Genomic DNA, 22,268 nt, shown 5'->3' on the forward strand with positions numbered 1-22,268 from the left:
GGGTAAGGAGCAAAACGATGAGAGCACACAGGTACGATCCAATCCCGGGGTCAACGATCCTTTCGGGGATTGCAGGAAAGAAAGCCATTGTCATGGCAGCAAACGTCCGCATCGCCACCGTTGCCGAGGGAATTTTCAGGGCAGCAAAAGACACCGACTCCGCGGTCTTCATGGAACTGGCCCGGTCCGAATCCGATCTCAAGGGTGGCTACACCGGGATGACCCCGCAGGTCTTTGGCGAGAAGATGCGGGCTGCAGCAGCGGCGGCAGGCTGCGACATCTGGGCGCTGCACGCCGATCACATCACCATCAAGAAGGGTGATGCCGCAGAGATCGCCGGGACAAAGGAGCTGATCGATGCACAGGTGAAGGCCGGCTACACCTCCTTTGCCATCGATGCCTCGCACCTCTTCAACTTCGAGGGAAAGACCGTTCGCGAGGAACTGGCCGAGAACATCGCGGTCACCACCGATCTCGCCCGCTACATCCGGCAGCAGATGAAGGGAAAGGAGTTCGGCCTTGAGGTGGAGGTAGGCGAGATCGGGAGAAAGGATACCGAAGGCCTGATCCTGACCCGGCCCGAAGAGGCGGTCGGGTTCATCAGGGCCCTCAATGAGAACGACGTATACCCTCACGTGATCGCGATCGCAAACGGCAGCTCGCACGGCCATGCGTACGATGCGAACGGCAACGTGGTGGAACAGCTCTCGATCGATATCAACCGCACAAAGGAGATTGCCCGGGCGCTCCGCGACAACCACCTGAACGTCGGGATCGCCCAGCATGGTATCACCGGCACCCCGCGTGACCTCATCAACCTGCACTTCCCCAAGGGGGACATCATCAAGGGAAATGTCGGGACCTTCTGGCAGGACGTAGCATTCGGGGTCCTGAAGATCTACGAGCCCGATCTCTACAAGAGCATCGTGGACTGGACGCTGGAGAAGTACCGGCCCGCAAACCCGGGCAAGAAGGACCGGCAGATCGTTGACGGCAACTGCAAGATGGCGATAAAAGAGTTTTACAAGGAGATCTACGCGGTTGACGATGCCACGAACAAGGCAATGCAGGCGATGGCCTATGCAGAAAGCCTGGTATTCTTTAAGGCGTTCAGCGCCTATGGCACCGCATCGGCTATCCGTAAGTCCCTGCACTGATTCTTTTTTTGCAGATTGTTTTAGTCTCCTTCTCCCCCAACCATTTTTAGGATCCCCGTGTGATCAGATAGATGTGAACACGTATGCCACGGACCACGATCTCCATTATTAAGGCGGATGTGGGAAGTTTCCCCGGCCACTCCCGCACCCATCCCAAGCTGCTCGAAACGGCAGCACAGATGCTGAAAGCCGAGCGGGGGAAGCTCCTCGTCGATTCCTTTGTCACCCACTGCGGGGATGATCTCGAACTGGTCATGACCCACCGCGAGGGGGTCGACAGCGAAGCAATCCACAAACTCGCATGGAACGTCTTCCTCGCATGCACGAAGGTGGCAAAGGAGCTCAGGCTGTACGGGGCAGGACAGGACATGCTCGCCGATGCTTTCTGCGGGAACGTCCGGGGCATGGGCCCGGGCGTCGCCGAGATGGAATTCGAGGAGCGGGGATCCGATCCCGTCCTTATCTTTGCGGCAGACAAGACCGAGCCCGGCGCGTGGAACTTCTACCTGTACAAGATCTTTGCCGATCCCTTCAATACCGCAGGCCTTGTGATCGATCCCTCCCTTACCGCTGGGTTTGTCTTCGAGGTCCATGACCTTGTCGGGAAACGGAAGATCTCTTTCTCCTGCCCGGAGGAGAGTTACAGCCTGCTTGCCTACATCGGGGCGCCGTCACGCTACGTGATCAAGCATGTATTCAAAAAGGACGGGACTATCGCAGCCTCGACAAGCACCCAGCGCCTCAACATGATGGCCGGGCGGTACGTGGGCAAGGACGACCCCGTCATGATCGTCCGGGCCCAGAGCGGTCTTCCGGCAGTAGGCGAGGTGCTGGAGCCTTTCACCATCCCGGTGCTCGTGGCCGGCTGGATGCGCGGGTCACACCACGGGCCGTTCATGCCGGTCGGCCTCTGCGATGCCAACTGCACCCGCTTCGACGGCCCTCCCCGGGTGGTCTGCTTCGGGTTCCAGGTCACTGACGGCAAGCTGATCGGCCCCGCGGACATGTTCGACGACCCCGGGTTTGACCGGGTACGGGCACGGTGCAACGAACTGGCCGACACCATCCGGGCACAGGGGCCCTTCGAGCCCCACCGGCTCTCTCTCTCGGAGATGGAGTACACAACCCTGCCGGCGGTGGAGAAGGCGCTGGAAAAACGGTGGGAGCCCCTGGAGAAATAAGGGCACAGGGCCGGCGATAATAGCCGTGTTCCATGCCGGCATACGCTCCTCCTTTTTACCCCGCGCAAACTTTAATTATCTTACGGCCCAAATCAGCACAGATGGTTAACGGAATTGTTTTGCCGATAAAGAAAGTATTTGCCCTCGTGGATTCCAAGATCCTGGTCGAGATCAAGGATGAGGGGCGCAAGCTGCAGGGCCGGCTTATCGCAGTCGACGAGTACCTCAATATCCACATGGACGAGACGATCGAGTTTGTCAACAACGAGCGCGGGAGAAGCCTGGGCACGGTCGTCATCCGGGGCAACAATATTCTTACCATTGCCCCGGTCCTGTAAAGGAAAAGGAGCGAGTACCAGCAATGCCTGAACCTGAAGACGAAGCACTCACCCTGATCCAGTCGCATCCTGAGGGCGTCCTCCAGAGCGAGCTCTGGAAGGAACTCGGGGTGGACAGCCGGAAGTGCTCCCGGATCGTCAAAAAACTCGAAGACAGCGGCCTTATCGACCGGGTGGAGTTCAAGAAAGAAGGCATCAAGACCTACCTTCTCAAGGCAAAAAGACAGCCGGTCCACCCGGAAAACCTGCTCGCCGGCGATGAGCTCATCCCCTGCATTGCCTGCGACCTTGAATGCGTTGTGGAAGAGTGCCATCCCCTGATGGACTGGATGTACCAGCTTGCCATTGTCGGGAGCAGCAACAAGTGAACAGATTTTTTTTCGGTAATACCTCCTTTTCTCTTTCATGACCCGCCTGACCCTGCCGCTGATCTGCGAGTGCCTGCTCCTGTGCATCCCCCTCAACATCTATGTGATCGGTGACAACCTGGCCCAGGGCGTGCAGTGGGCGCTTTTCCGGTACCAGCAGAGCTCCATGGGCAACAGCCTGATCCTGATCCACAAGGACCTCCACTATGTGACTGGCGGTATTTTGAAGGGAGCGAGTGCGTATTCGACCATTGTCTGGATTCTCGGGGCGCTCCTTCTTGTTGCTGCGGCGATAACCCTTGCCGTCGCTGCGTTCCGGCATCAGTCTAACCTTGTCTTCCCTGCCGGGGTGCTCACGGTGCTCTGCGGGATCCTGTTTTTTGCCGCGGTGATCGTGGAGTACGGCCCTGCCCTTGCCAACAGTCACGGCTCTTCGGTCCCGGTCGGCATCCCGGTGATCGTGGTTACCGGGTTCTGGCTCATGTACGGAACATTCGAGACCGGGGAGACCGAATTGGACAATTCCGATGATGGGCCGGAAGGGGAAACCGGGCAGGACGAAGATACCCGGAAATAATGCCCGGACGGGGAGTCCCCGGGTATTCCGGCCATAAATTGCGCCATATCGGCAATTTCCCCCCGCGAAAGTCAACTATTTATTTCTCCACCATCCATCTCATAAGTATACACCCCCGGTGAAAATCCGGGTCCCGCGGGTACCCGATGATCTCTGTCCTGTTTGTTGACGATAATACCGAATTCCTCGCCCAGTTCCGCCCGGTCCTTGAAAAGACCGGGGAGATGAGGCCGGAGATAGTTGCCTCCACCAAGCAGGCGATCGAGAAGCTCAAGAGCCGGACCTACGATGTCATTGTCTGTTACGAGGACATCTCACCGGTCAACGGGATCGAGTTTGTACCGGACATGGATGGCATCGGCTTTTTGCGCTATTTGCGTTCCATGGGCAACCCTACGCCGGTCATCCTCTTCCACCGGAAGGGCGAGAGCCGGGTTGCTTTTGTAGAGGTCAGCAACGGCTCCGAGATCGCTCTCCCCCGTGCAGCCGATCTGCGGTCACCGGCAGCGGATCTGGTCACCCTCATCAAGCAGGCGGCGCTGCGCAAGAAATCGGAGCGGGACATCAAGCTCCAGAACGACCAGCTGACCGCGATCCTCTCGGCAACACCGCTGGGCATCTTCCAGATGCGCAACGAGACGATCGAATGGGTCAACCACCCGCTTGCGGCACTCCTGGGTGTCCCGGAATCTGCCATCGTGGGAAAACCGGTGCGCTCGCTCTTTGTGAGCGACGAGGAATACGGGCAGGTCTGCCGGGACCTCCAGATCCACCGGGACGTGCTCGGGAACGGTTGTGCCGACTGCGAACTCGTCCGCCCGGGCGGGAGCATCCTTGCCTGCACCCTCCAGGCCCGGTTCCTCGACCCGCTCGATGCAAAGAAAGGCGGCACCGTAGTGGTCACCGATATCTCCGACAAAAAGAAGATGCGCGATGCCCTCAAGGAGAGCGAGGCAAAGTACCGCGAGATGATGCAGAACACCCAGAGCATCATCGTCCGGATGGACATGCAGGGCACCATTACGTATGTCAACACCTATGCGGCGGCGTTCTTTGATTATCCCGAGGCCGGCCTTCTCGGGAAGAACGTGGTCGGGACCATTGCTCCCGAGAAGAACCGGGGCGGCCACGACCTCTCGATGATGGCAAACGACCTCGGGTTCAATGCCGAGGGGTACGCGATCAACGTGAGCGAGAATATCCGGCGGAACGGGGACATTGTCTGGATTGCATGGATCAACAAGGCAATCCGCGATTCGCAGGGCCATATCGTAGAGGTGCTCTGCATCGGCCATGACATCACCGACCGCAAACGGACCGGCGAAGTGCGGATCAGCACCGATACCTGGAAAGACCAGGTCGTAGCCGATACCGATGTGCGGGAAGAGGTCTTTGATTCCGTCTTCCACATCTGCACCGAGATCTCGATCGAGGGCAGGGAAGGAAAACCGGTTGGAACAACCTTCCTCATCGGGGATACGAAAAACGTGCTCGCAAAGTCCCGCCAGATCATGCTCAATGCATTCGAGGGCCATGTCCCCGAGATGCGCATGGTCACCAACTCCGACCTCAAGGAGAACATCAAGGAGTTTGCCCAGCTCGACGGGGCATTTGTGGTCTCGGGCGACGGGTTCATCGAGGCATCAGGACGCTACATCACGGTGGACTCAAGCAAGGTGACCCTCCCCAAGGGGATGGGCACCCGGCACAACTCGGTTGCCGCCATCACGAGCGTGACCCGGGCCGTGGGCATCGTGGTCTCGCAGAGCGGGGGAGGGATCACGATCTTCAAGAACGGGCAGATCTTGAAGAAGATTACGTTGTGAGGGATGAGGTTTGGGGAAAAGAATACACGGCAAATTGTGATAAATATACAATGACAAAGTTAATCATTTGACATTAAGACAATAACCCACATGAGCTTTCCTTCAAAGCGATGGATCGAGACATATTTCATTGCCGTAATCATATTCATGATAGGCGCCATAATTGTCGAAACGCCACCTATCGATGGTATACGGAATATCCTAAACGCATATATAACGATAAATTTAGCAATAATTGCCGTAGCATTTGCGGCTATGGGAATAAATCCAAATTTCAAGGAATCGAAATCAAAATCTATATTGAAAATAAGTCTAGCATCATCATTTAGTCTATTTGCATGTCTTTTCTCCTATTTTGTTAGTTATGGTTCACTTACAACCATGGTTACAAACACCGTCCTTTTTGGAGCAAGTACCGCATTAACAGTATTTTCTATCTCCTTGGTTATTTCCCTCATTTTTGATTATATGCCTGAAAATAGTTTACAGTTACAATGATTTTTTTTAGCTGTGACTTTTTAAATGAACTTATAGATCTAAACTGATGAGCCGAGATATTACTGTGCGAGCATGCGCCCCCTCCGCCCCCTCGCGCTCGACGGGTGGCACAGCCACACCCGTCTCGCTAGGGGGAACAACCGGACAAGTGCCTTGATCAAAATCCGGATCCCGGTAAGTGCGTAGCGCAAAACCCGGCGAGGCGTTTTGCGCGTTGGACATCGCTCTGCCCCAAAGCCCGGAAAAAATCTTGAAGGGATTCCGTACGCTGGCATCTTCGACATTTTTGCCCCATGCATTTGAATATCTCTCACCCGCCACAGGGTATCCTACATCGAAGGTGATGCAGGCATAACCCCCCCAATCCACCCGATCCGACCTACCCTATTCCGGGCCCGAATTGAGCCCGGATGACCCTTTTCGGGAGACCATCGGAGCCCGTATCGGGCTCCGTTTATAAATAAGCCCAAATCAGCCGTATTTTTGCAATCGGACAAAATATAGCGTTCACGTATCGCGATTCTAAGGCCCGATCCTGGGCCCGGACGGGTGTTTGTTCAATCCCGGAAAAAGAGGCTGCCGGAATGGCTTTATGGACCGTTTATGCGCATTATATGGGCCTCAATTTGGGTTTATTTTCACGAATAACGCGCAATAAAGGCTCAAAAAAGTTCCCCTTGGAATCGGACGGTTTTACGGGCTTTTTTTAGGCAGAATACTGAAATTATCTCATTCGCGATTCTACCCCCTCTTCTCTCGTGGGGGTAGGGGGCGACAGCCCCCATGCTCTGGATCCGTTTCCCCATCCGGCAGCTCCGTACGGCCACCCGCACTTTTCCGGAAAAGATCAGTTCAGGAGCTGGCAATTCCAAAAAAAGATCGATCACGCTGCTGAGGATTTCTGAAAATGATCGGATCACGGGCCGGCAATTTCTAAAAATGATCGATCAGACAGCGGAGGATTCCGGAAAATGAACGACTCAATAGTTGAAGATTTTTGAAAATGATCGATACGGTTTTGCGGAAAAACGCCCTGACCCACGAATAATTATCACATTCTCCGGCGGAGCCATGCCAAACCGTACGCCAGTTCGGTAAAAAAGTCCGGCCAGGGTGCGAAGGATTTCAAAAAAAGATCGGGTCACGACCTGAAGATTTGTAAAAAAGATCGCATCACGGGCCGGCAATTTCTAAAAATGATCGATCAGGCAGCGGAAGATTTCCAAAAATGATCGGATCGCGAACGGTTAATTCTGAAAAAACTGGCACCCCTTCGAAAAAATCGTGGGTCCCCTCTACCCCCCATGGGGGTCTCTGCAAAAAAATAACCGGGACCCGCTTTGCTCAGCATAAAGCGGGAGTCCCTTTACCAGTTCCAGTTTAAAAACCTGTATTTCCACTGAACCTTCAGGTGAGAGGGGATCGGGGCTTCCCCTTTCCTCAATGATAAGCGGGACCCCCTTGATTGGACCCTAAGGGGGAGTCCCTTTCAACATTCGCAGATCAAAGGTACCCCCTTTATCCCAATGGGGGTCCTCGCAAAAACAGAAGGGGACCCCCATGATAGCATCCAGACTCACAGTTTTCGGAAACGCCCGGGTCAAGAGCGAAAAGATTCCGGAAAAGGATCGATTACCCGGCAGGAAATTAAAAAAAAGAAAGATGTTCCCCGGCTTTTCACAAGACCCGTTATCCGGTATTATAGGACCGGAACGGCACATACTGGTCAAGGATCTTGACCGCATCTCCCTGCGGTGTGATCGCCCAGGCCTCGGCCCGGTCCTGGTAACCGGTGGTTGCGGCAAAGGTAACACTCTGGCCCATAGAGAACGGTTCGTCCATCTCCCCGGTCTCGACAACACCATCCGACCGCGTTACCTTGAGCTTGATCTGCGGGACGAGGTTCATGCCCTGCCCGCCCCGGAAAGCGATGATGATCTCCGGGTTGATGGCCATGCCGTTGCTATAGGCCTGCACGTTCACGCTCCAGTAGGAGGGAAGGACCCCTGTCGGCTCCGGTGTGGCGGAATCCGGGGGCAGGGTGGCCGCGGCTGCGGTAACGGCGGTAACGGGAATCACGGTGGGCGTAGCAGGCACTGCCGGGGTGGTATCCGGCTGGGTGCAGCCGGCAACACACAGCCCCAGCACCAGGAGAAGGACGGGAACGAGGAACAGTCGGAGGTTCATGCGTGAACATGATCCCCTCCGGTATATATGATAATAGGATGGCTGGAGTTACGGGAGAGAAAGCCCGGCCGTTCAGGGACGAGATTATTTCGGGCACCCGGGATGCCCGTTTGCATTCCGGCAGGTGTACCGGCAGATGTTTCCCACGGCGCGGAAGGCATCCTCGAGGTCGGGGAAGTTGGGGATCTTTGCCTCCCGGAGGATTCTTTGCGGGGTCTTCATGGAATCCCCGCCAATCATGCAGCCCACGATCATCTTGTTCGTGTGGGTCGAGAACCGGATCAGCTCGTTTGCTACCCGGATGGGGTTCGAGATCGCGGTCGGGACCGCGATCACAAACGCGATGTCCCAGAGGTCCTGGTGCCGGATCAGGATATCAAAGGTCTTTGCGTACTGGTCCGGGTGGGAATCGCCGACCATGTCCATGGGATTGGCCCGGTTCCATGCCGGGGGAAGGACCGCGTCCAGTTCACGGACAAGGTCATCCGGGAAGTGCACGAGCTCGATCCCGAACCGTTCGGCATAATCCGATGAGAGCACCGCAAACCCGCCCGCATTGGAGATGACCACGGCCCGGGTACCGGTGGGGTAGCCTTCGGACGCGAGGAGTTCTGCAGCCTGGAACGCCTCCCGGATCGAGCGGACCGGGATCATCCCCGCCTGCCGGAACGCCGCGAGGTACACCTCCGCACTGCCGGCGAGGGAGCCGGTGTGCGACGAGGCGGCTTTCTGCCCGATCGCGGATGAACCGGATTTGATCACGATCACGGGCTTGGTGGGGGTGATCCGGCGGACCACGTCCAGGAAACGCCGCCCGTTGCGGATCTCCTCGACATACAGGATGATGGCGTTCGTTGCCGGATCGGCGCCCGTCCAGGCAACGAAGTCCTCGAACGTAAGATCGAGCTGGTTTCCCACCGAGATGACCGCGGAGAACCCGATCTCTTCGGGCAGGCTCCAGTCAACGATCGTGGTTATGATTGCCCCGCTCTGCGAGACAAACGCAATGGAACCGGTCCGGGGAGAGACAGGATCGAAGGTGGTGTTGATGCCCTGCGCCGGGAGCATGAAGCCCAGGCAGTTGGGGCCCATCACCCGGATACCGTACTTCCGTGCAGCGGCGATCACCTGGTCTTCCAGTGCCTTTCCTGCCGGCCCGGTCTCCCGGAAGCCCGAGGAGACGATGATCGCAAGCGGGATCTTCTTCTTGCCCGCCTCCTCGACGATCGCCGGAACGCCGGCTGCCGGGATCGCAATAACCGCTGCATCTACCGGTCCCGGGATGGCAGAGAGCGACGGGTAGGCAGTCCTCCCCAGGATCGCTGCATTGCCGGGGTTGACCGGGTATAAGGCGCCGGGGAAGGCGAGCATGTTCCGGCAGATGGCATACCCGACCTTGTCCGGGTTCTGGGAAGCACCGACGACGGCCACCGATCCGATCCGGAACAGGCTGTCCCGTGGCACCGCATCGGCCGGGTCTTCCCGGGACGTTACCGGGAGATCGCTTGTGTATATCCGGGCATCCACCGCACAGGCACCCTTCTTATACAGGATCACCGGGTTGATATCGAACTCCTCGATCTCCGGGTGCTCGAGGAACATCCGCCCGAGCGCCCCGGCGACTGCAAGGAGTGCTGCTTCGTCCCGGGGCGGGGTGTTCCGGAAACCAGCGATCAGGGGATATCCCCGCAGGCCGAGGACCAGGGAGCGGATCGCTTCATCGCTCGCGGGGAGGAGATGGATGGCCACGTCGCGGATCAGTTCCACAAGCGTTCCTCCCATGCCGATCGTAATGACCTTCCCAAACGCCGGGTCGGTCTTCCCGCCGATGATCAGTTCCAGGCCGGGGTCCTGCTGCGCTTCGAGAATAATCCCCCGGATCTCCGCGTCAGGGTACGCTGCTTTTACATTCTGCACAATGGTACGGAATGCTGCCGGTGCGGCTGGGGCTGACGTGATCCCGGTGACCACACCTCCCGCATCGCTCTTGTGGACAACCTGCGGTGAGAGGATCTTTGCCACGAGCGGAAAATCCATCCCTGCTGCTGCCTTCTCTGCCTCATCCGCGGTGGTGACGACCGCAAACCGGGGTACCGGGATCCCGTAGTGTTTCAGCAGTTCGTAACCTTCCGCTTCCGAGAGCAGGGTGCGTGTCATAGAGCAGGTCTCCGTTTAAGGAAAGTATTGCCGGGGCAGGGTAAAAGAGGATTGTCCCTGATGTGAGGATACTCCCAAAAAGGGGCGGGATCTTATCTCATCCCGTATGGCTTGTTCTGCCTGAGGCACCGGGCCATCCCGGCTAGGACCGGTCCGGTTGCCTGCTCCTCCCGGAACTGCCCGGCCATCTGCTCGGCGAGGCTGCCATGGTCAATCCGGTGCCGGATGACCGGCAGGTACTGTCGCTCTTCGGCGGTTGCCTCCTGCCATGCGTGCCGGTAGAGTGCCTCCAGTTCCTCCCGGAGACCGGCAGTACCCTTCCCGATCGCAGCCTCAGTAAGGGCAAGCAGGGCATCCTGATCGGTCTCCACCGGGAGCGCCGGGCAGCGGAGGAGGGAGGAAACAAATGCGACAAAGGCCATATCGGAACGAACGCATTCCTGCTCATCCAGCGCCTTGATCTCCAGGCAGCCCCGGGAGAACCGGATAATAAGCCCGCTCGAATTGAGCCATTCCTCGCAGAGGATCCCGGCGTCCCGTGCCCGGAGCTGTGCGTAGATCTCTTCCTGCGCTGTCCGGTACTCTCTGACGGACCGGAGCCGGGGCGGGATGATCCCGTTACAGATCCCCGGGATCTCCTTCTGGTTCTCCCGGTAATAGACCAGGCGGTTGTCCATGGTCCCGGTCAGGCGGCCCTCGACCATGGGCGACGAGGCCGCAAGGGCGATGAAGTACGGGAGGAGGCTGCGGATCCGGTTGTACTGCCGAAGCAGGTCTTTTTCCCCGGCATAGGAGAGATTGATCTGGAGTGCCTGGATGTTCAGCCACCCGTGCTGCCGGATATTGAAGAGACGGTCGTAGGTCCGGTAGTATTCTCCCTCGTCATGGTCCCAGACAACGGCCCGGTCCAGGGTAAGGGCAGGGTGCATCCCCAGCCCGAGGAGGTGGTACTGGTCAGGAAAGACGCGGTAGAATTTGGCGATACCCGAAAGAAGCATGGCCTCCAGCGCCGCCGGGCCGGCCGCCGGGGTCCGCGGGACAAATTCAAGCACGGTCTTCTGGAGTTCCTTTCCCAGGTTCACCTCGCCGAAACGGATCTCGCTTTCAAACCGTCCGCTGATCGATTTCAGGATCTGGTCGGAGACCGGAAGCGCCGTAAAGTGCGGGTCGTTGATCGAATACTCGTGCTCTGTCCCGACCGTCATAAGAACCGCTGCCCCCATGGAAGTTCTGCAACCAGTTCCGTCTCCGGCTCTTCGATCCGGTTGATCGCCTCAATCTCTGTGCCCGACAGGCCGGTAACGAGGTGCACAATATTTTCTGCAGCCCGTTCGTACTGCAGGCGGAATGCAGCAGGTTCTTCTTTGAGGAGCGGGACGAGGGGACAGATGGAGGCATGTTTTAAGAAGATCCGGATCCGTTCACCTTCCACATCGAACGTGAACGGCCCGGCCCGGCAGGTCTCGGGCTTGACCGCATGGCAGGTACACTTCTGTTCCTTCATGAGGATACAGGTGCCATCGGGCCGGGCGCGGAGCCGGAGGTATCCCTCGTGTTCGAAGCAGGTGTCCGGGATACCGGCAGCGATCAGGGACTGGTACCGGTCCCGGGTAATGGGGGGATGTGCCTCATCGCAGCAGTGTCCCCCGCAGGCCATGCAGATAGCCTCAGCACGAAGCAGCCAGTTCTCCGTCATGGCTGATCACGCTGCAAAAAGGTGGCTGATGATCTGTTCGTAGATCCGCGGGTAGCAGGCATCCTCGCCGCTCTCCAGCGACGGGTTGTCGTTTACCTCGATCACGCAGGCATCGCCATTGTTGTTCTTGATATCCACACCATACAGCCCGTTCCCGATGGCATGGGCCGCATCGATCCCGAGCTGCACCACGTGGGGCGGGACGGAGGCTTCCGGCATGCTCTCCACCCCGCAGTACACAATATGGCCGTTCACCGAGGCCTGGATCTTAAACGTCACCGAGGGGATCGTGTACTTGCAGGCGTACAGGAGTTTCCCGCCCAAGACCCCCACCCGCCAGTCGTACGTGCTCTCCACGTACTGCTGGACTACGATCCGGTCCGACAACTTGATGAAACGGCGGGCTACCCGGAAGAATTCCGCAATATCGGCAACCTTCTCCACCCGGAGCGAGAACGAGGTCGACGGCTCCTTAATGATGAGCGGCGTTCCCAGTGTGTCGAAGAGTTCCGTGACCCGTTCGACGGAAAGATCGTTTTTGGAGAGGAACACGGTTCTGGGGAGGGCAACCTTCCTGTTGAGCAGGTGGGAGTACATGTTGACCTTGTCCCCGCAGACCTGGATGGAATTCGCGTCATCGATCACGGGAATACAATGGAACTCCGCCATCCGTGCCGCCACGTAGGTGATGTTCTTGGGATCGGTGCGGGCACGGATGAAGAGCGCGTCCATCCTCGGGATCTTGCTGATGTCCACCGGGAAGAGGAACTCAGCGTTGTGCCCCATTGCTTCCGCCACGTCCCGGCAGTGGATAAGGGCCGTCAGCTGCTCCGCGTTGGAGAGGGTTTTCCGGTCCACGAAGATGCCAAGGCGGCTCATAGGAACTCCTGGTGATCCCGGTATGCGGCAAGGAAGGCCCGCTCGCCCGGGGAGAGGCGCGTGTACCGCGTGGGGGCGAGGGAGGAGAGGGCAAACTTTTCGCCGGTCCGCACAAAGACCATGTTGACGAGGGGGAGAGAAAAGATCTCATAAAGTTTCTCCGCGTAGCCGGCGATCGGTGCGCAGCTCCCCGTGGTCCTGCCAAAGACCGCCGTGCAGGTGCTGATCGCAGCCTCGTCCTCGATCTTCTGGTAGCAGAAGGGGTACTTGCCCTTGTTGGTGATGTGCTTGATCACGTCCTTTGCCTGATCAGCATCCCGGACCACGGCATAATCGGTTGCCGTGGCAAAGTAGTTGATACCATACAGGATGGCCGGCAGGGGAACATAGGCCTGGGAGATCCCCCATTCGACCACCGGGATACCGGCCCGCTCCGCCCGCTCGAGGCAGACCGGCACGACAAAGGCATCGAGCACGTCGCGGCTGGAAGGCCGGATCGGTTCGCCCGCCTGTTCCCGGGCAAGGATGGTGTAATAGGCCTCGGACTTGTACGAATAATCCTCCGCCACCACATGGCTGACATGATCCCTCCGGATCACCGCAAGCGAGTCCCGGACCATCGGGCGATCCTTCCGGGGATGAACCTGCGCCGGGGCATCGGGCATCCCTGCCCGCTTTCTCAGGGCGGACCGGGCAATCGGGCCGGAGAGTGGGGTGTCCCCGGGTTCAGGAAGGGATCCGCTCCCTGCTGAAGCGTCCAGCCTATCGTTCATCGGCAGATCAGCCCGCAGGTAATCCCCGCTGATCTTCCCCGGGGGCCGGGTAGTTCCGGTACAGCAGGAGCAGCCCGGAGAAAAGACAGTTCACAAACCCTGATCGCTGCAGGAATGGCACAGCGTTTTACCATAAAAAGAGGAGAGAACGCAACCCGTTTATCCTCTTCATCATCGTCATCGTTGCTGACACAAACGGTCATGGTCAACACTAATCCGGCTCAAGCGCCGGGTTTTCTTCTCTTTTCTTCTATAAGCAGAGGCCCTGTAATGTATCTTTTGGTGATCCACCCCGCAAATATGAGTATGGTTCATATTGTTGAGAGCGGTATGCGCCCGGGCGCGGCAGCAGACCTATTTTTTTACCGTGTACCCCCGTTCCATCAGCACCCTGATGACGAGGTCATCCCATTTTGCATCGTCGGGTTCCTGTACCGGATCAATGCATTCTTCGAAAATCCGGCTCACCAGCGGATCCTCCGAACAGAGGAACCGGGAGAACATGATCCTGCCCGCCCGGCGGCCGGTCCGGGAGATGATCAGGAGTCGCCAGCAGCCGTAGTCCCGGCAGATTTCGGGGCGGGTGAGGTGCACGGTACAGAATGCCTTTTCCGATCCGGGCTGGTGCCGGAAGAAGGGGCAGGCCTCGGGCAGTTCAAGAAAAATGCTCCGGTCGTCATAGAGGGCATGCTTGTCCGGGTCCACCACAACCACGTCAGACTCGTTGGTGTACCGGTTGAAAACGACAAACTCGTAGTTCCCGTGATCCGCGGTGATACTGTGCACCAGACCAAGGTGGCTGCAGCACTCCCCACACTGCTGGCAGTCGAAGACCATATCCAGACCTGCTGTATACCGGATTGCGCCATGCGGCGCTTTAATAACAGCGGTAACGCCGGGTCATGCCCGATGACCTGCACGGTTGTTTTGGGGGAACCTTCGGGGGTCTGCCAAGATTAATACCGGTGTGGCGCCAAATGGATACTGTTGCATGGAGATCCTCTCGATCCTCTTAACCATCGCCGGGCTCTGTCTCTTTGAGACCATCACAAGCATCGATAATGCCATCATCAACGCCGAGGTGCTCTCGACCATGTCGGAGAGGGCGAAGCGCTGGTTCCTGGTCTGGGGTCTTCTCTTTGCCGTCTTTGTCATCCGGGGCATGCTGCCCTGGCTGATCGTCTGGGCCTCGGCACCTTCACTGGGGCCGGTCGGGGCACTTACGGCAACATTTTCAAGCGATCCCGCGGTCATCGCCGCGGTAGCAGAGGCTGCCCCCGTCCTTCTCGTTGGCGGAGGCACGTTCCTGGTCTTCCTCTTCTTCCACTGGCTCTTTCTGGAAAAAAAAGAGTTCGGGATCCGGGGCGAACGCTATATCGCCACGAAAGGGGTCTGGTTCTTCGCCGTGGTCTCGATCCTTCTGGCAGCGATTGTCTGGCTTGCCCTTGGGAGAAATCCGCTGATGGCGTTTGGGGCAGTGATCGGGTCCTCCGCATTCTTTATTGTCCACGGTTTCCGCCAGAGCGCTGAGGAGCAGGAAAAGAAGATGGTCACAGGAGACCTGTCCGATATCAGCAAGCTCTTCTACCTTGAGATCATCGATGCCACGTTCTCCATTGACGGGGTAACGGGAGCGTTTGCCTTTACCCTGTCGGTCCCGCTCATCATCATCGGAAACGGGATCGGGGCACTGATAGTCCGGGAACTCACGGTCAGGAACGCGGAGAACATCCGGAATTACCGGTATCTCAAGAACGGGGCCATGTACTCGATCTTCTGCCTTGGCGTGATTATGCTCCTCGACAGTTTCGGGGCAGAGATCCCGGCGTACGTATCCCCGGTCATCACGTTTGCCATTGTCGGGTACTTCCTTTTTATGTCCATCCGTGCGGGACCGCCTGAAAGTACGTCATGAACGCCGGATAAAACCGGGCCTGGAAAGGTTTACCGGGAACCGTAGGAACGGACATGGTCCCGGATGCTGCGGTACGGTCCGGACAGGGGACTGTTGTCATCATACATCCGCATATCCTCCCGGTTATACCGATGCCGGTCATCCCCTACCGGGCAGACCCTGATGCAACAGCCGCAGGGGGAGAGATACCGCTCTTTGAGGGTTCCGGCACGGACAGCACAGGCATGCTTATCGGTAAGGTTCTCCGGGTACTCTCCTCCGCCGATCGCCGAGACCGGACAGATCGTGGTGCACCGCCGGCAGTGAGTGCAGAGTGGTTCCTCAATAAGAGGGTCGCCGGGGATCTCGGCAGTGGTGAGGATGGAGACAAACCGGGCCCGCGGGCCGTAGTGCGGGGTGAGGAGCATATTATTCTCCCCGAAGTTCCCAAGACCGGCACAGAAGGCCGCGTGCCGGTGCGAGAAGAAGGCAACAGGCTTCTCTTTGAGGACGTCAATCGATCCGTACCCGTCACGGGGCACCCAGACCGAGGGATAACCCTTCCCGGTTAAAAACAGCGCAAGCCGGTAGCCGCAGGAATCAAGCATCTCATTGACCACGTGGTACAGCTCGTGGTACCAGATGGACGGGGCAGTGTCCAGGATCGGCAGGCTGATCGGAAACCCGAGCACGATCACTGTCTTTGTTCCGGGAAAGATGGCGGCAGGCCGGAACGGTTCCGGGACCCAGGGTTCAAACGGCGGGTGATTCCATCGATCGGCCGGCGCAAATCCGACAAGGGGAACATCCATGCTGGTGCATTTCCTGAGGATCTGACGCCGGAGGATCGAGCTCATGGAATACGTGTTGCATGGGAAAGGTAAAGAGGGTTTTTCCTGCGGCAGCAGCGAGCCCTGGTGATCGGAAACGTTCTTCCCGAAAAGAGGTTCACGCAGGGGTTCCCCGGGTATCAGTCTCCGGTCACCGTGCACACGACCTGCCGCTCCCGGCCGGCATTCACGTCCAGTTCCAGGAGCACGATCTGCTGCCACGTGCCGCAGCCCAGGGCTCCGCCCGTCACCGGCACGGTCAGCGACGGGCCGACCAGTGCCGCCTTCACGTGCGATCGCCCGTTACCGTCACCCCATCTCGTGTTATGGGCATATTCTTCACGATCTGGGGCAAGTACGGACAAGGCCCGTGACAGATCCGCAAGGACGCCCGGTTCATGCTCGATCGTGGTCAGTGCGGCCGTCGAGTGCCGGACGAAAAGATGGACCAGACCTTCCCGTACCCCGCTCTCATGGATTACCGCAGTTACCTGCCCGGTCAGGTCAACAATCTCTCCTTCGCTGTGTGTTGATATGCTGATGATCTTCCGGAACATGAGAATCACCGTCTTTTTGACAAATGGGTCTGATCAGACCGTCACCGCCAGTGAGTTGACGACAACCTGCGTCTGCTGGTCCGTAATGTAAATGATCCAGATCCCTGACGGTATATCGGTGATTCCGCCGGACCCGTTCTTTGCGATCAGGGACGTAAGGTTATCGGCGACCCAGAAGCGGGAACCGTCGTAATAAATCGTCGCCGTCCCTCCTTCGGTCCACAGGTTTGTGCCCATCCCCGGGGAGGGATGTACCGCAACTTTTACGCCATCGGGGGATTCGAGGGTAAAAAAAACTCCTGCAGACGAGCCTGTTGCGGACTGGTTAACCAGGGCAATCGGGTCACCTTCCAGGTGATACAGGGTGATAACACTTTTACCGGGAAGGGGTGAGGATGCTTTTGCCTGAACGGCAAAGACCGGAGGTTTCTGGAGAACCACGGTAACAAACCCGCTGGAAACGGACAGGATAAGAGCAACGCCTATGCAGATCAGCACGATGATCAGGACGATGGTGTAGAATTCCGTAATGCCATGGTCGCGATGCCGGGGAGTCAAGAGATCATTCCGTCAACCATGCTTGGAAAAGAGAGATTAAAAAAGGTTCTGATAAGGTTCGGAACAACCGGCAGGAAAAAATTACGGGGCCGGCGGGGGGGAGGCCAGAGGATCCTTGTCTTCATCGACACTGGATTCCGGATTCACGATCGCAACCCCGATGACCTTGTCGTTTTCGCCAAGGCGCATGACCTTGACACCCTTGGTTCCCCGGCCAATGATACGGATATCGCTGACCGGTGTCCGGATGACGACACCTGAGGCCGTCATCACAAAGATCTCGTCGGTATTGGCAACGGCCCGCGACTCGATCACCACGGCCTCGCGCTCGAGGACCATGATCCTGACACCCATCGTGGCCCGGCCGTGGCCGCGGAAATCATCGAATTCGGTCCGCTTGCCAAACCCTACATCGGAGACTGTGAGGAGGGTGTGGTCCTTGTCCACAACCGTAAGGGCACAGACGGTGTCAGCCTTCTCCCGTAAGCGTATCCCGATGACACCTGACGCACCCCGGCCGACGATCCGTACGGTGTCCTCGTGGAACCGGAGACCGTACCCGAAACGGGTCGAGAGGACAACCTCCTTGGTGTTGTCCGTGGCGATGACGTCCACGAGCTGGTCCTCCTCCCTGAGCCGGATGGCGTTTGTCCCGGTAGACCGCGGGTTGGCAAACTCGGACTGCGGGATCTTGATTACCTGCCCCAGCTTTGTCGCAAAGAGCAGGTACCGGTCGGGCCGGAACTCCCGGATCGGGATGACGGTCGTGACAACCTCGTCTTTCAGGTTCAGGAGGTTGACAATCGGCTTGCCTTTGGCCACCCGCGAGCTCTCGGGGATGGAGTACACCTTCAGCCAGTACACCCGGCCAATGTTCGTGAAGCAGAGAAGGAAGTCCTTCATCCCGGCCGCGAAGACCGAGCTTACCACGTCGTCCTCTTTTGTGGTCATACCGGTGATTCCGTGACCGCCCCGCTTCTGCTTCCGGTAAGTGTCGAGATCCATCCTTTTGATGTAGTTGGTCTTGGTGATCGAGACGAGCACCATCTTGTCCTCGATCAGATCCTCGGTAGAGAGTTCGCTTGAGTCGAGCGCGATCTCCGTTCTTCTCGCATCGCCGAACTTAAGCGCGATCTCGGAGGTCTCGCGCCGGATCTCGTCCTTGATGTTCTCCTCGCTTGCGAGGATTGTTTTGAGCCTCGTGATCTCGGCCTCGAGCCCGGCCTTCTCGTCCGTAATCTTCTGCTGCTCAAGCGCCGCGAGCCTGCGGAGCTGCATCTGGAGGATTGCGTTTGCCTGGAGTTCATCGAGCCCGAACCCGGAGATGAGCGCAAGCCGTGCGTTGTCCACGGTGTCAGAACCGCGGATCGCTGCGATGATCTTATCGATGCTTGCAAGAGCGGCAAGGAGGCCGTTTAAGATGTGGACCCGCTCCTGGCACTTGTTGAGATCGAACTCTGACCTGCGCCGGATGACTTCGATGCGGTGGTGCACAAAGTTCCCAAGGAGGGCAGGCAGGCTGAGGAGCTTCGGAGTGCCGTCCACAATCGCGAGGTTATATGCCGAGAAACTGGACTCAAGCGCGGTAAACCGGTACAGGTTGTTGAGGATGACTGCCGAGATCGTGCCCTTGCGGAGCTCGAAGACGACGCGGATCCCGTCCTTGTCAGACTCGTCACGGATGTCGCTGATCCCATCGAGTTTCTTATCCTTGACCATATCGGCGATGGCCGTGATCCACTGGGCCTTGTTGACCTGGTACGGGAGCTCGGAAACAATGATCCGGTCGCCCCGGTTTCCACCATCAGTCTCCTCGATCTCAGCCACACCCCGGACCACGATCCTGCCCTGCCCGGTCTGGTAGATGTTCTTCACGCCCTCGATACCCATCATGATGCCGCCGGTCGGGAAGTCCGGGCCCGGCATGATCTTCATGAGTTCTTCTACCGGGACGGTTGGTTCATCAAGGAACCGGTTGACCGCTGCACAGACCTCGCGGAGGTTGTGCGGCGGCATCTTCGTCGCCATCCCGACCGCGATCCCATCCGTTCCGTTGACGAGAAGGTTCGGGATCTTCGAGGGAAGTACTGTCGGCTCCTTCAACGACTCATCGTAGTTGGGGACAAATTCCACCGTCTCCTTATCGAGATCCTCAAGGAGCGCCTCGGCATAGGGGAAGAGCCGTACTTCAGTGTACCTGCTCGCTGCTGCTGCATCCCCGTCCACGGAACCGAAGTTTCCCTGCCCCTGCACGAGCGGGTGCCGGTAGGAAAACGGCTGGGCCATCTTGACAATGGTGTCGTAGATGGATGCATCACCGTGCGGGTGGTACTTACCCATCACGTCACCAACCACCCTCGCGCTCTTTTTCGTGGGCTTGTCGCTCGTGTTGCCCATGTCCCACATCGCGTACAGCGATCGGCGGTGGACCGGTTTGAGACCGTCACGGACATCGGGAATGGCACGCTGGATGATGACCGACATCGCGTAGTTGATGAACGATGTCTTCATCTCCTGCTCGATGCTGATCGGTTCTGTCTTGTGGGTCTCGGGGGTGCCTGCTGGCGGGACTTCAGATGTCAAGGTTCGTCACCTCCTTTGCATGGCGCATGATGAAATTTTTCCGTATCTCCACGTCCTTGCCCATCAGGGTCTTGAACATCTCGTCCGCTTCGTACGCGTCCTCGATCGAGACCTTGAGGAAGATCCGGTTTTCGGGGTCCATGGTCGTGTCCCAGAGCTGCTGGGCGTTCATCTCACCAAGACCCTTGTACCGCTGGATGGAGACACCCTTTTCTCCCATGGCGGCGGAGACCTTCTGCATCTCGGCCTCTTTGTACACGTATTTTTCCTCCTTTCCTTTCGAGACGCGGAAGAGAGGAGGCTGGGCGATGTATACGTACCCGAGCTCGATGAGTTTTCTCATGTACCGGTAGAAGAACGTGAGGAGGAGCGTCCGGATATGCGCCCCGTCGACATCGGCATCAGTCATGATGACGATGCGGTGGTACCGGGCCCGCTCGGGATCGAACTTCTCCCCGATCCCGGTGCCAATAGCGTTAATCAGTGTCTGGATCTCGGCGTTTTTCAGGATCTGGTGCTCGCCGGCTTTTTCCACGTTGAGGATCTTGCCCCGGAGCGGGAGGATTGCCTGGAACTTCCGGTCACGGCCCTGCTTGGCGCTGCCGCCGGCAGAGTCCCCTTCTACGATATAGATCTCGCTTTTTGCGGGGTCGCGCTCGGAACAGTCCGAGAGCTTCCCGGGCAGGCCGGCAGATTCGAGCGAGCTCTTGCGCCGTGCGAGTTCGCGGGCGTTCCTCGCGGCTTCACGGGCCTTTGCTGCCGAGAGTGCCTTCTCGATGATGATCTTCAGAACGTTCGGGTTCTCATCGAAGTACTCGGTAAGTGCAGCATAAACGAGCGAGTCGACAATGCCTTTCACGCTGCTGTTCCCGAGGCGCATCTTGGTCTGGCCTTCGAACTGGGGGTTGGCCATCTTGACCGAGACGACCGAGGTCAGGCCTTCGCGGACATCCTCGCCCCTGAGCGTTATCTGGGCATTCTCCTTGATGATGCCGTTCCTCTTCGCGACCACATTGATGCCCCGTGTAATGGCGCTCCGGAACCCTTCGAGATGGGTGCCACCCTCACGGGTGTTGACCGAGTTGACATAGGTATAGAGTTTCTCGTCGTACCCGGTCGTGTACTGCATCGCGACTTCGAGGTCGAGCTTGTTTTCGGCGTCTTTTTTGGTGATGTAGATAGGATTCGGGTGAAGGACTTCATTGCCCTCATTTAAGTATTTCACGAACTCAGAAAGCCCGCCCGCGTAACAATACGTGGCCGAGTCGCCGGTCCGTTCATCGGTGATGATAATGGTGAGGCCGGCATTGAGGAACGCAAGTTCCCGGAGCCGGTGGGAAAGGACGTCATAATCGAACGTCGTGGTCTCGAAGATTGAAGCATCAGGAACGAAGTGGATCCGGGTTCCGGTCAGCTTGTTGCCGAGGGTCGCCAAAAGCGATGCCCGGTCTTCCTGTTCATTGCCGGGAGGATAATTGGTGGCGGTCGTAAGATCGAGCTGACCGGTAATGGTGCCGGGTGTTGTAACAGGAACCTGGCCCGTGACAGCACCGGAAGATGAGGCGGCCAATACCGGTGAGGCCCGGACAAACGGTGCCGGTTCGCCATACCACTGCTGGTACCGTGCGAGAAGTTCGGCAAGGGTCTCTACCCGGGTCGTGAGGGGCGACGTGGTTTTTCCCTGCGAGAACCGCATCTCGTAGATATTGCCGTCCCGGTACACCCGGGCGGAGAGCCAGTTCGAGAGGGCGTTCACGACAGAGACGCCGACGCCGTGGAGACCGCCTGAGACCTGGTAGGTCTCCTTGTCGAATTTTCCGCCTGCATGGAGTACGGTCAGGACGACTTCGAGGGCACTCTTGTGGTTCTTCTCCATCGTGTCGACCGGGATACCGCGGCCGTTATCTTCCACCGAGAGCGACCCGTCTTTGTTGATGACAACGCTGATACGGTTGCAGAACCCGGCCAACGCCTCATCGATGGAATTGTCGACGACTTCATACACAAGGTGGTGGAGCCCCCGGGTATCAGTACTCCCGATATACATGGCGGGGCGCTCGCGTACCGGCTGGAGCCCTTCAAGTACCGTGATGTGGGATGCATCGTAAGTATCAGTCAAGGAAAACCTCCCTCGTAAAAATCAATAAAAAATTCCCTGAGATTATCACAATTATTATTGGTTTTCCGACATTAAAATCCTGTTCATCCC

20 protein-coding genes are annotated in these 22,268 nt (G+C 57.9%); 8 read left to right on the forward strand and 12 right to left on the reverse strand.

The window, feature by feature from the left end; translation table 11 throughout:
• Positions 1-17 precede the first annotated feature (17 nt).
• The 7 genes from VMS83_RS00095 to VMS83_RS00125 all read left to right on the forward strand — a co-directional run bounded on the left by VMS83_RS00095 (position 18) and on the right by VMS83_RS00125 (position 5,945).
• A complete protein-coding gene (locus VMS83_RS00095; RefSeq protein ID WP_325408709.1) occupies positions 18-1,157 on the forward strand; it encodes a class II fructose-bisphosphate aldolase in 1,140 nt (379 codons plus the stop codon).
• Between the two features lie 83 nt (positions 1,158-1,240).
• Entirely contained in the window at positions 1,241-2,338 is a 1,098-nt protein-coding gene (gene fbp, locus VMS83_RS00100; protein ID WP_325408710.1) for a fructose-1,6-bisphosphate aldolase/phosphatase, read from the forward strand.
• 101 nt (positions 2,339-2,439) lie between these two features.
• Positions 2,440-2,676 (forward strand): LSM domain-containing protein, encoded by a 237-nt coding sequence (locus VMS83_RS00105; protein ID WP_325408711.1) that lies wholly within the window; start codon positions 2,440-2,442, stop codon positions 2,674-2,676.
• A 23-nt stretch (positions 2,677-2,699) separates the two neighbouring features.
• Positions 2,700-3,044 carry a helix-turn-helix transcriptional regulator gene (locus VMS83_RS00110; protein WP_325408712.1) on the forward strand — a complete coding sequence of 115 codons (345 nt, stop codon included), beginning with the start codon at positions 2,700-2,702 and terminating at the stop codon, positions 3,042-3,044.
• Positions 3,045-3,081: 37 nt separating this feature from the next.
• Positions 3,082-3,621 carry a hypothetical protein gene (locus tag VMS83_RS00115; RefSeq protein WP_325408713.1) on the forward strand — a complete coding sequence of 180 codons (540 nt, stop codon included), beginning with the start codon at positions 3,082-3,084 and terminating at the stop codon, positions 3,619-3,621.
• 146 nt (positions 3,622-3,767) lie between these two features.
• The gene (locus VMS83_RS00120) at positions 3,768-5,447 is read left to right on the forward strand and encodes a PAS domain S-box protein (RefSeq protein WP_325408714.1); all 1,680 of its coding nucleotides are present in this window, start codon (positions 3,768-3,770) and stop codon (positions 5,445-5,447) included.
• A gap of 90 nt (positions 5,448-5,537) precedes the next feature.
• The gene (locus VMS83_RS00125; RefSeq protein ID WP_325408715.1) at positions 5,538-5,945 is read left to right on the forward strand and encodes a hypothetical protein; all 408 of its coding nucleotides are present in this window, start codon (positions 5,538-5,540) and stop codon (positions 5,943-5,945) included.
• A 1,689-nt stretch (positions 5,946-7,634) separates the two neighbouring features.
• Here VMS83_RS00125 and VMS83_RS00130 read toward each other — a convergent pair.
• From VMS83_RS00130 to VMS83_RS00160, 7 genes are all read right to left on the reverse strand, one after another.
• On the reverse strand, positions 7,635-8,132 hold the full coding sequence (locus VMS83_RS00130; protein WP_325408716.1) for a hypothetical protein: 498 nt from the start codon (positions 8,130-8,132) through the stop codon (positions 7,635-7,637).
• Positions 8,133-8,216: 84 nt separating this feature from the next.
• Positions 8,217-10,289 carry an acetate--CoA ligase family protein gene (locus VMS83_RS00135; protein WP_325408717.1) on the reverse strand — a complete coding sequence of 691 codons (2,073 nt, stop codon included), beginning with the start codon at positions 10,287-10,289 and terminating at the stop codon, positions 8,217-8,219.
• A 92-nt stretch (positions 10,290-10,381) separates the two neighbouring features.
• Positions 10,382-11,494, reverse strand: coding sequence for a glutamate-cysteine ligase family protein (locus tag VMS83_RS00140; RefSeq protein ID WP_325408718.1), 1,113 nt, complete (start codon positions 11,492-11,494; stop codon positions 10,382-10,384).
• On the reverse strand, positions 11,491-11,985 hold the full coding sequence (locus VMS83_RS00145) for a YkgJ family cysteine cluster protein (protein ID WP_325408719.1): 495 nt from the start codon (positions 11,983-11,985) through the stop codon (positions 11,491-11,493). Before VMS83_RS00145 ends, VMS83_RS00140 begins: the two co-directional genes overlap by 4 nt.
• A gap of 6 nt (positions 11,986-11,991) precedes the next feature.
• A complete protein-coding gene (locus tag VMS83_RS00150) occupies positions 11,992-12,864 on the reverse strand; it encodes an ATP-grasp domain-containing protein (RefSeq protein ID WP_325408720.1) in 873 nt (290 codons plus the stop codon).
• Positions 12,861-13,637, reverse strand: a complete 777-nt coding sequence (locus VMS83_RS00155; RefSeq protein WP_325408721.1) for a hypothetical protein — start codon at positions 13,635-13,637, stop codon at positions 12,861-12,863. Before VMS83_RS00155 ends, VMS83_RS00150 begins: the two co-directional genes overlap by 4 nt.
• Positions 13,638-13,991: 354 nt before the next feature.
• The gene (locus VMS83_RS00160) at positions 13,992-14,474 is read right to left on the reverse strand and encodes a YkgJ family cysteine cluster protein (RefSeq protein WP_325408722.1); all 483 of its coding nucleotides are present in this window, start codon (positions 14,472-14,474) and stop codon (positions 13,992-13,994) included.
• A 154-nt stretch (positions 14,475-14,628) separates the two neighbouring features.
• Here VMS83_RS00160 and VMS83_RS00165 point away from each other — a divergent pair, with 154 nt between their 5' ends.
• Positions 14,629-15,552: a DUF475 domain-containing protein gene (locus tag VMS83_RS00165; RefSeq protein WP_325408723.1), complete on the forward strand. Its 924-nt coding sequence runs from the start codon at positions 14,629-14,631 to the stop codon at positions 15,550-15,552.
• 29 nt (positions 15,553-15,581) lie between these two features.
• Here the strand turns inward: VMS83_RS00165 and VMS83_RS00170 are convergent, their stop codons facing one another.
• From VMS83_RS00170 to VMS83_RS00190, 5 genes are all read right to left on the reverse strand, one after another.
• A complete protein-coding gene (locus VMS83_RS00170; RefSeq protein ID WP_325408724.1) occupies positions 15,582-16,388 on the reverse strand; it encodes an epoxyqueuosine reductase in 807 nt (268 codons plus the stop codon).
• A 113-nt stretch (positions 16,389-16,501) separates the two neighbouring features.
• A complete protein-coding gene (locus VMS83_RS00175) occupies positions 16,502-16,918 on the reverse strand; it encodes a secondary thiamine-phosphate synthase enzyme YjbQ (protein WP_325408725.1) in 417 nt (138 codons plus the stop codon).
• 33 nt (positions 16,919-16,951) lie between these two features.
• Positions 16,952-17,476: a hypothetical protein gene (locus VMS83_RS00180; RefSeq protein WP_325408726.1), complete on the reverse strand. Its 525-nt coding sequence runs from the start codon at positions 17,474-17,476 to the stop codon at positions 16,952-16,954.
• A gap of 81 nt (positions 17,477-17,557) precedes the next feature.
• The gene (gene gyrA / locus VMS83_RS00185; RefSeq protein ID WP_325408727.1) at positions 17,558-20,059 is read right to left on the reverse strand and encodes a DNA gyrase subunit A; all 2,502 of its coding nucleotides are present in this window, start codon (positions 20,057-20,059) and stop codon (positions 17,558-17,560) included.
• On the reverse strand, positions 20,049-22,178 hold the full coding sequence (locus VMS83_RS00190) for a DNA topoisomerase subunit B (protein WP_325408728.1): 2,130 nt from the start codon (positions 22,176-22,178) through the stop codon (positions 20,049-20,051). The genes gyrA and VMS83_RS00190 overlap by 11 nt, the downstream gene beginning before the upstream one ends.
• Positions 22,179-22,268 lie beyond the last annotated feature (90 nt).

The organism is Methanoregula sp. (genome assembly GCF_035543475.1).
In the GTDB taxonomy this organism is placed as follows: domain Archaea; phylum Halobacteriota; class Methanomicrobia; order Methanomicrobiales; family Methanospirillaceae; genus Methanoregula.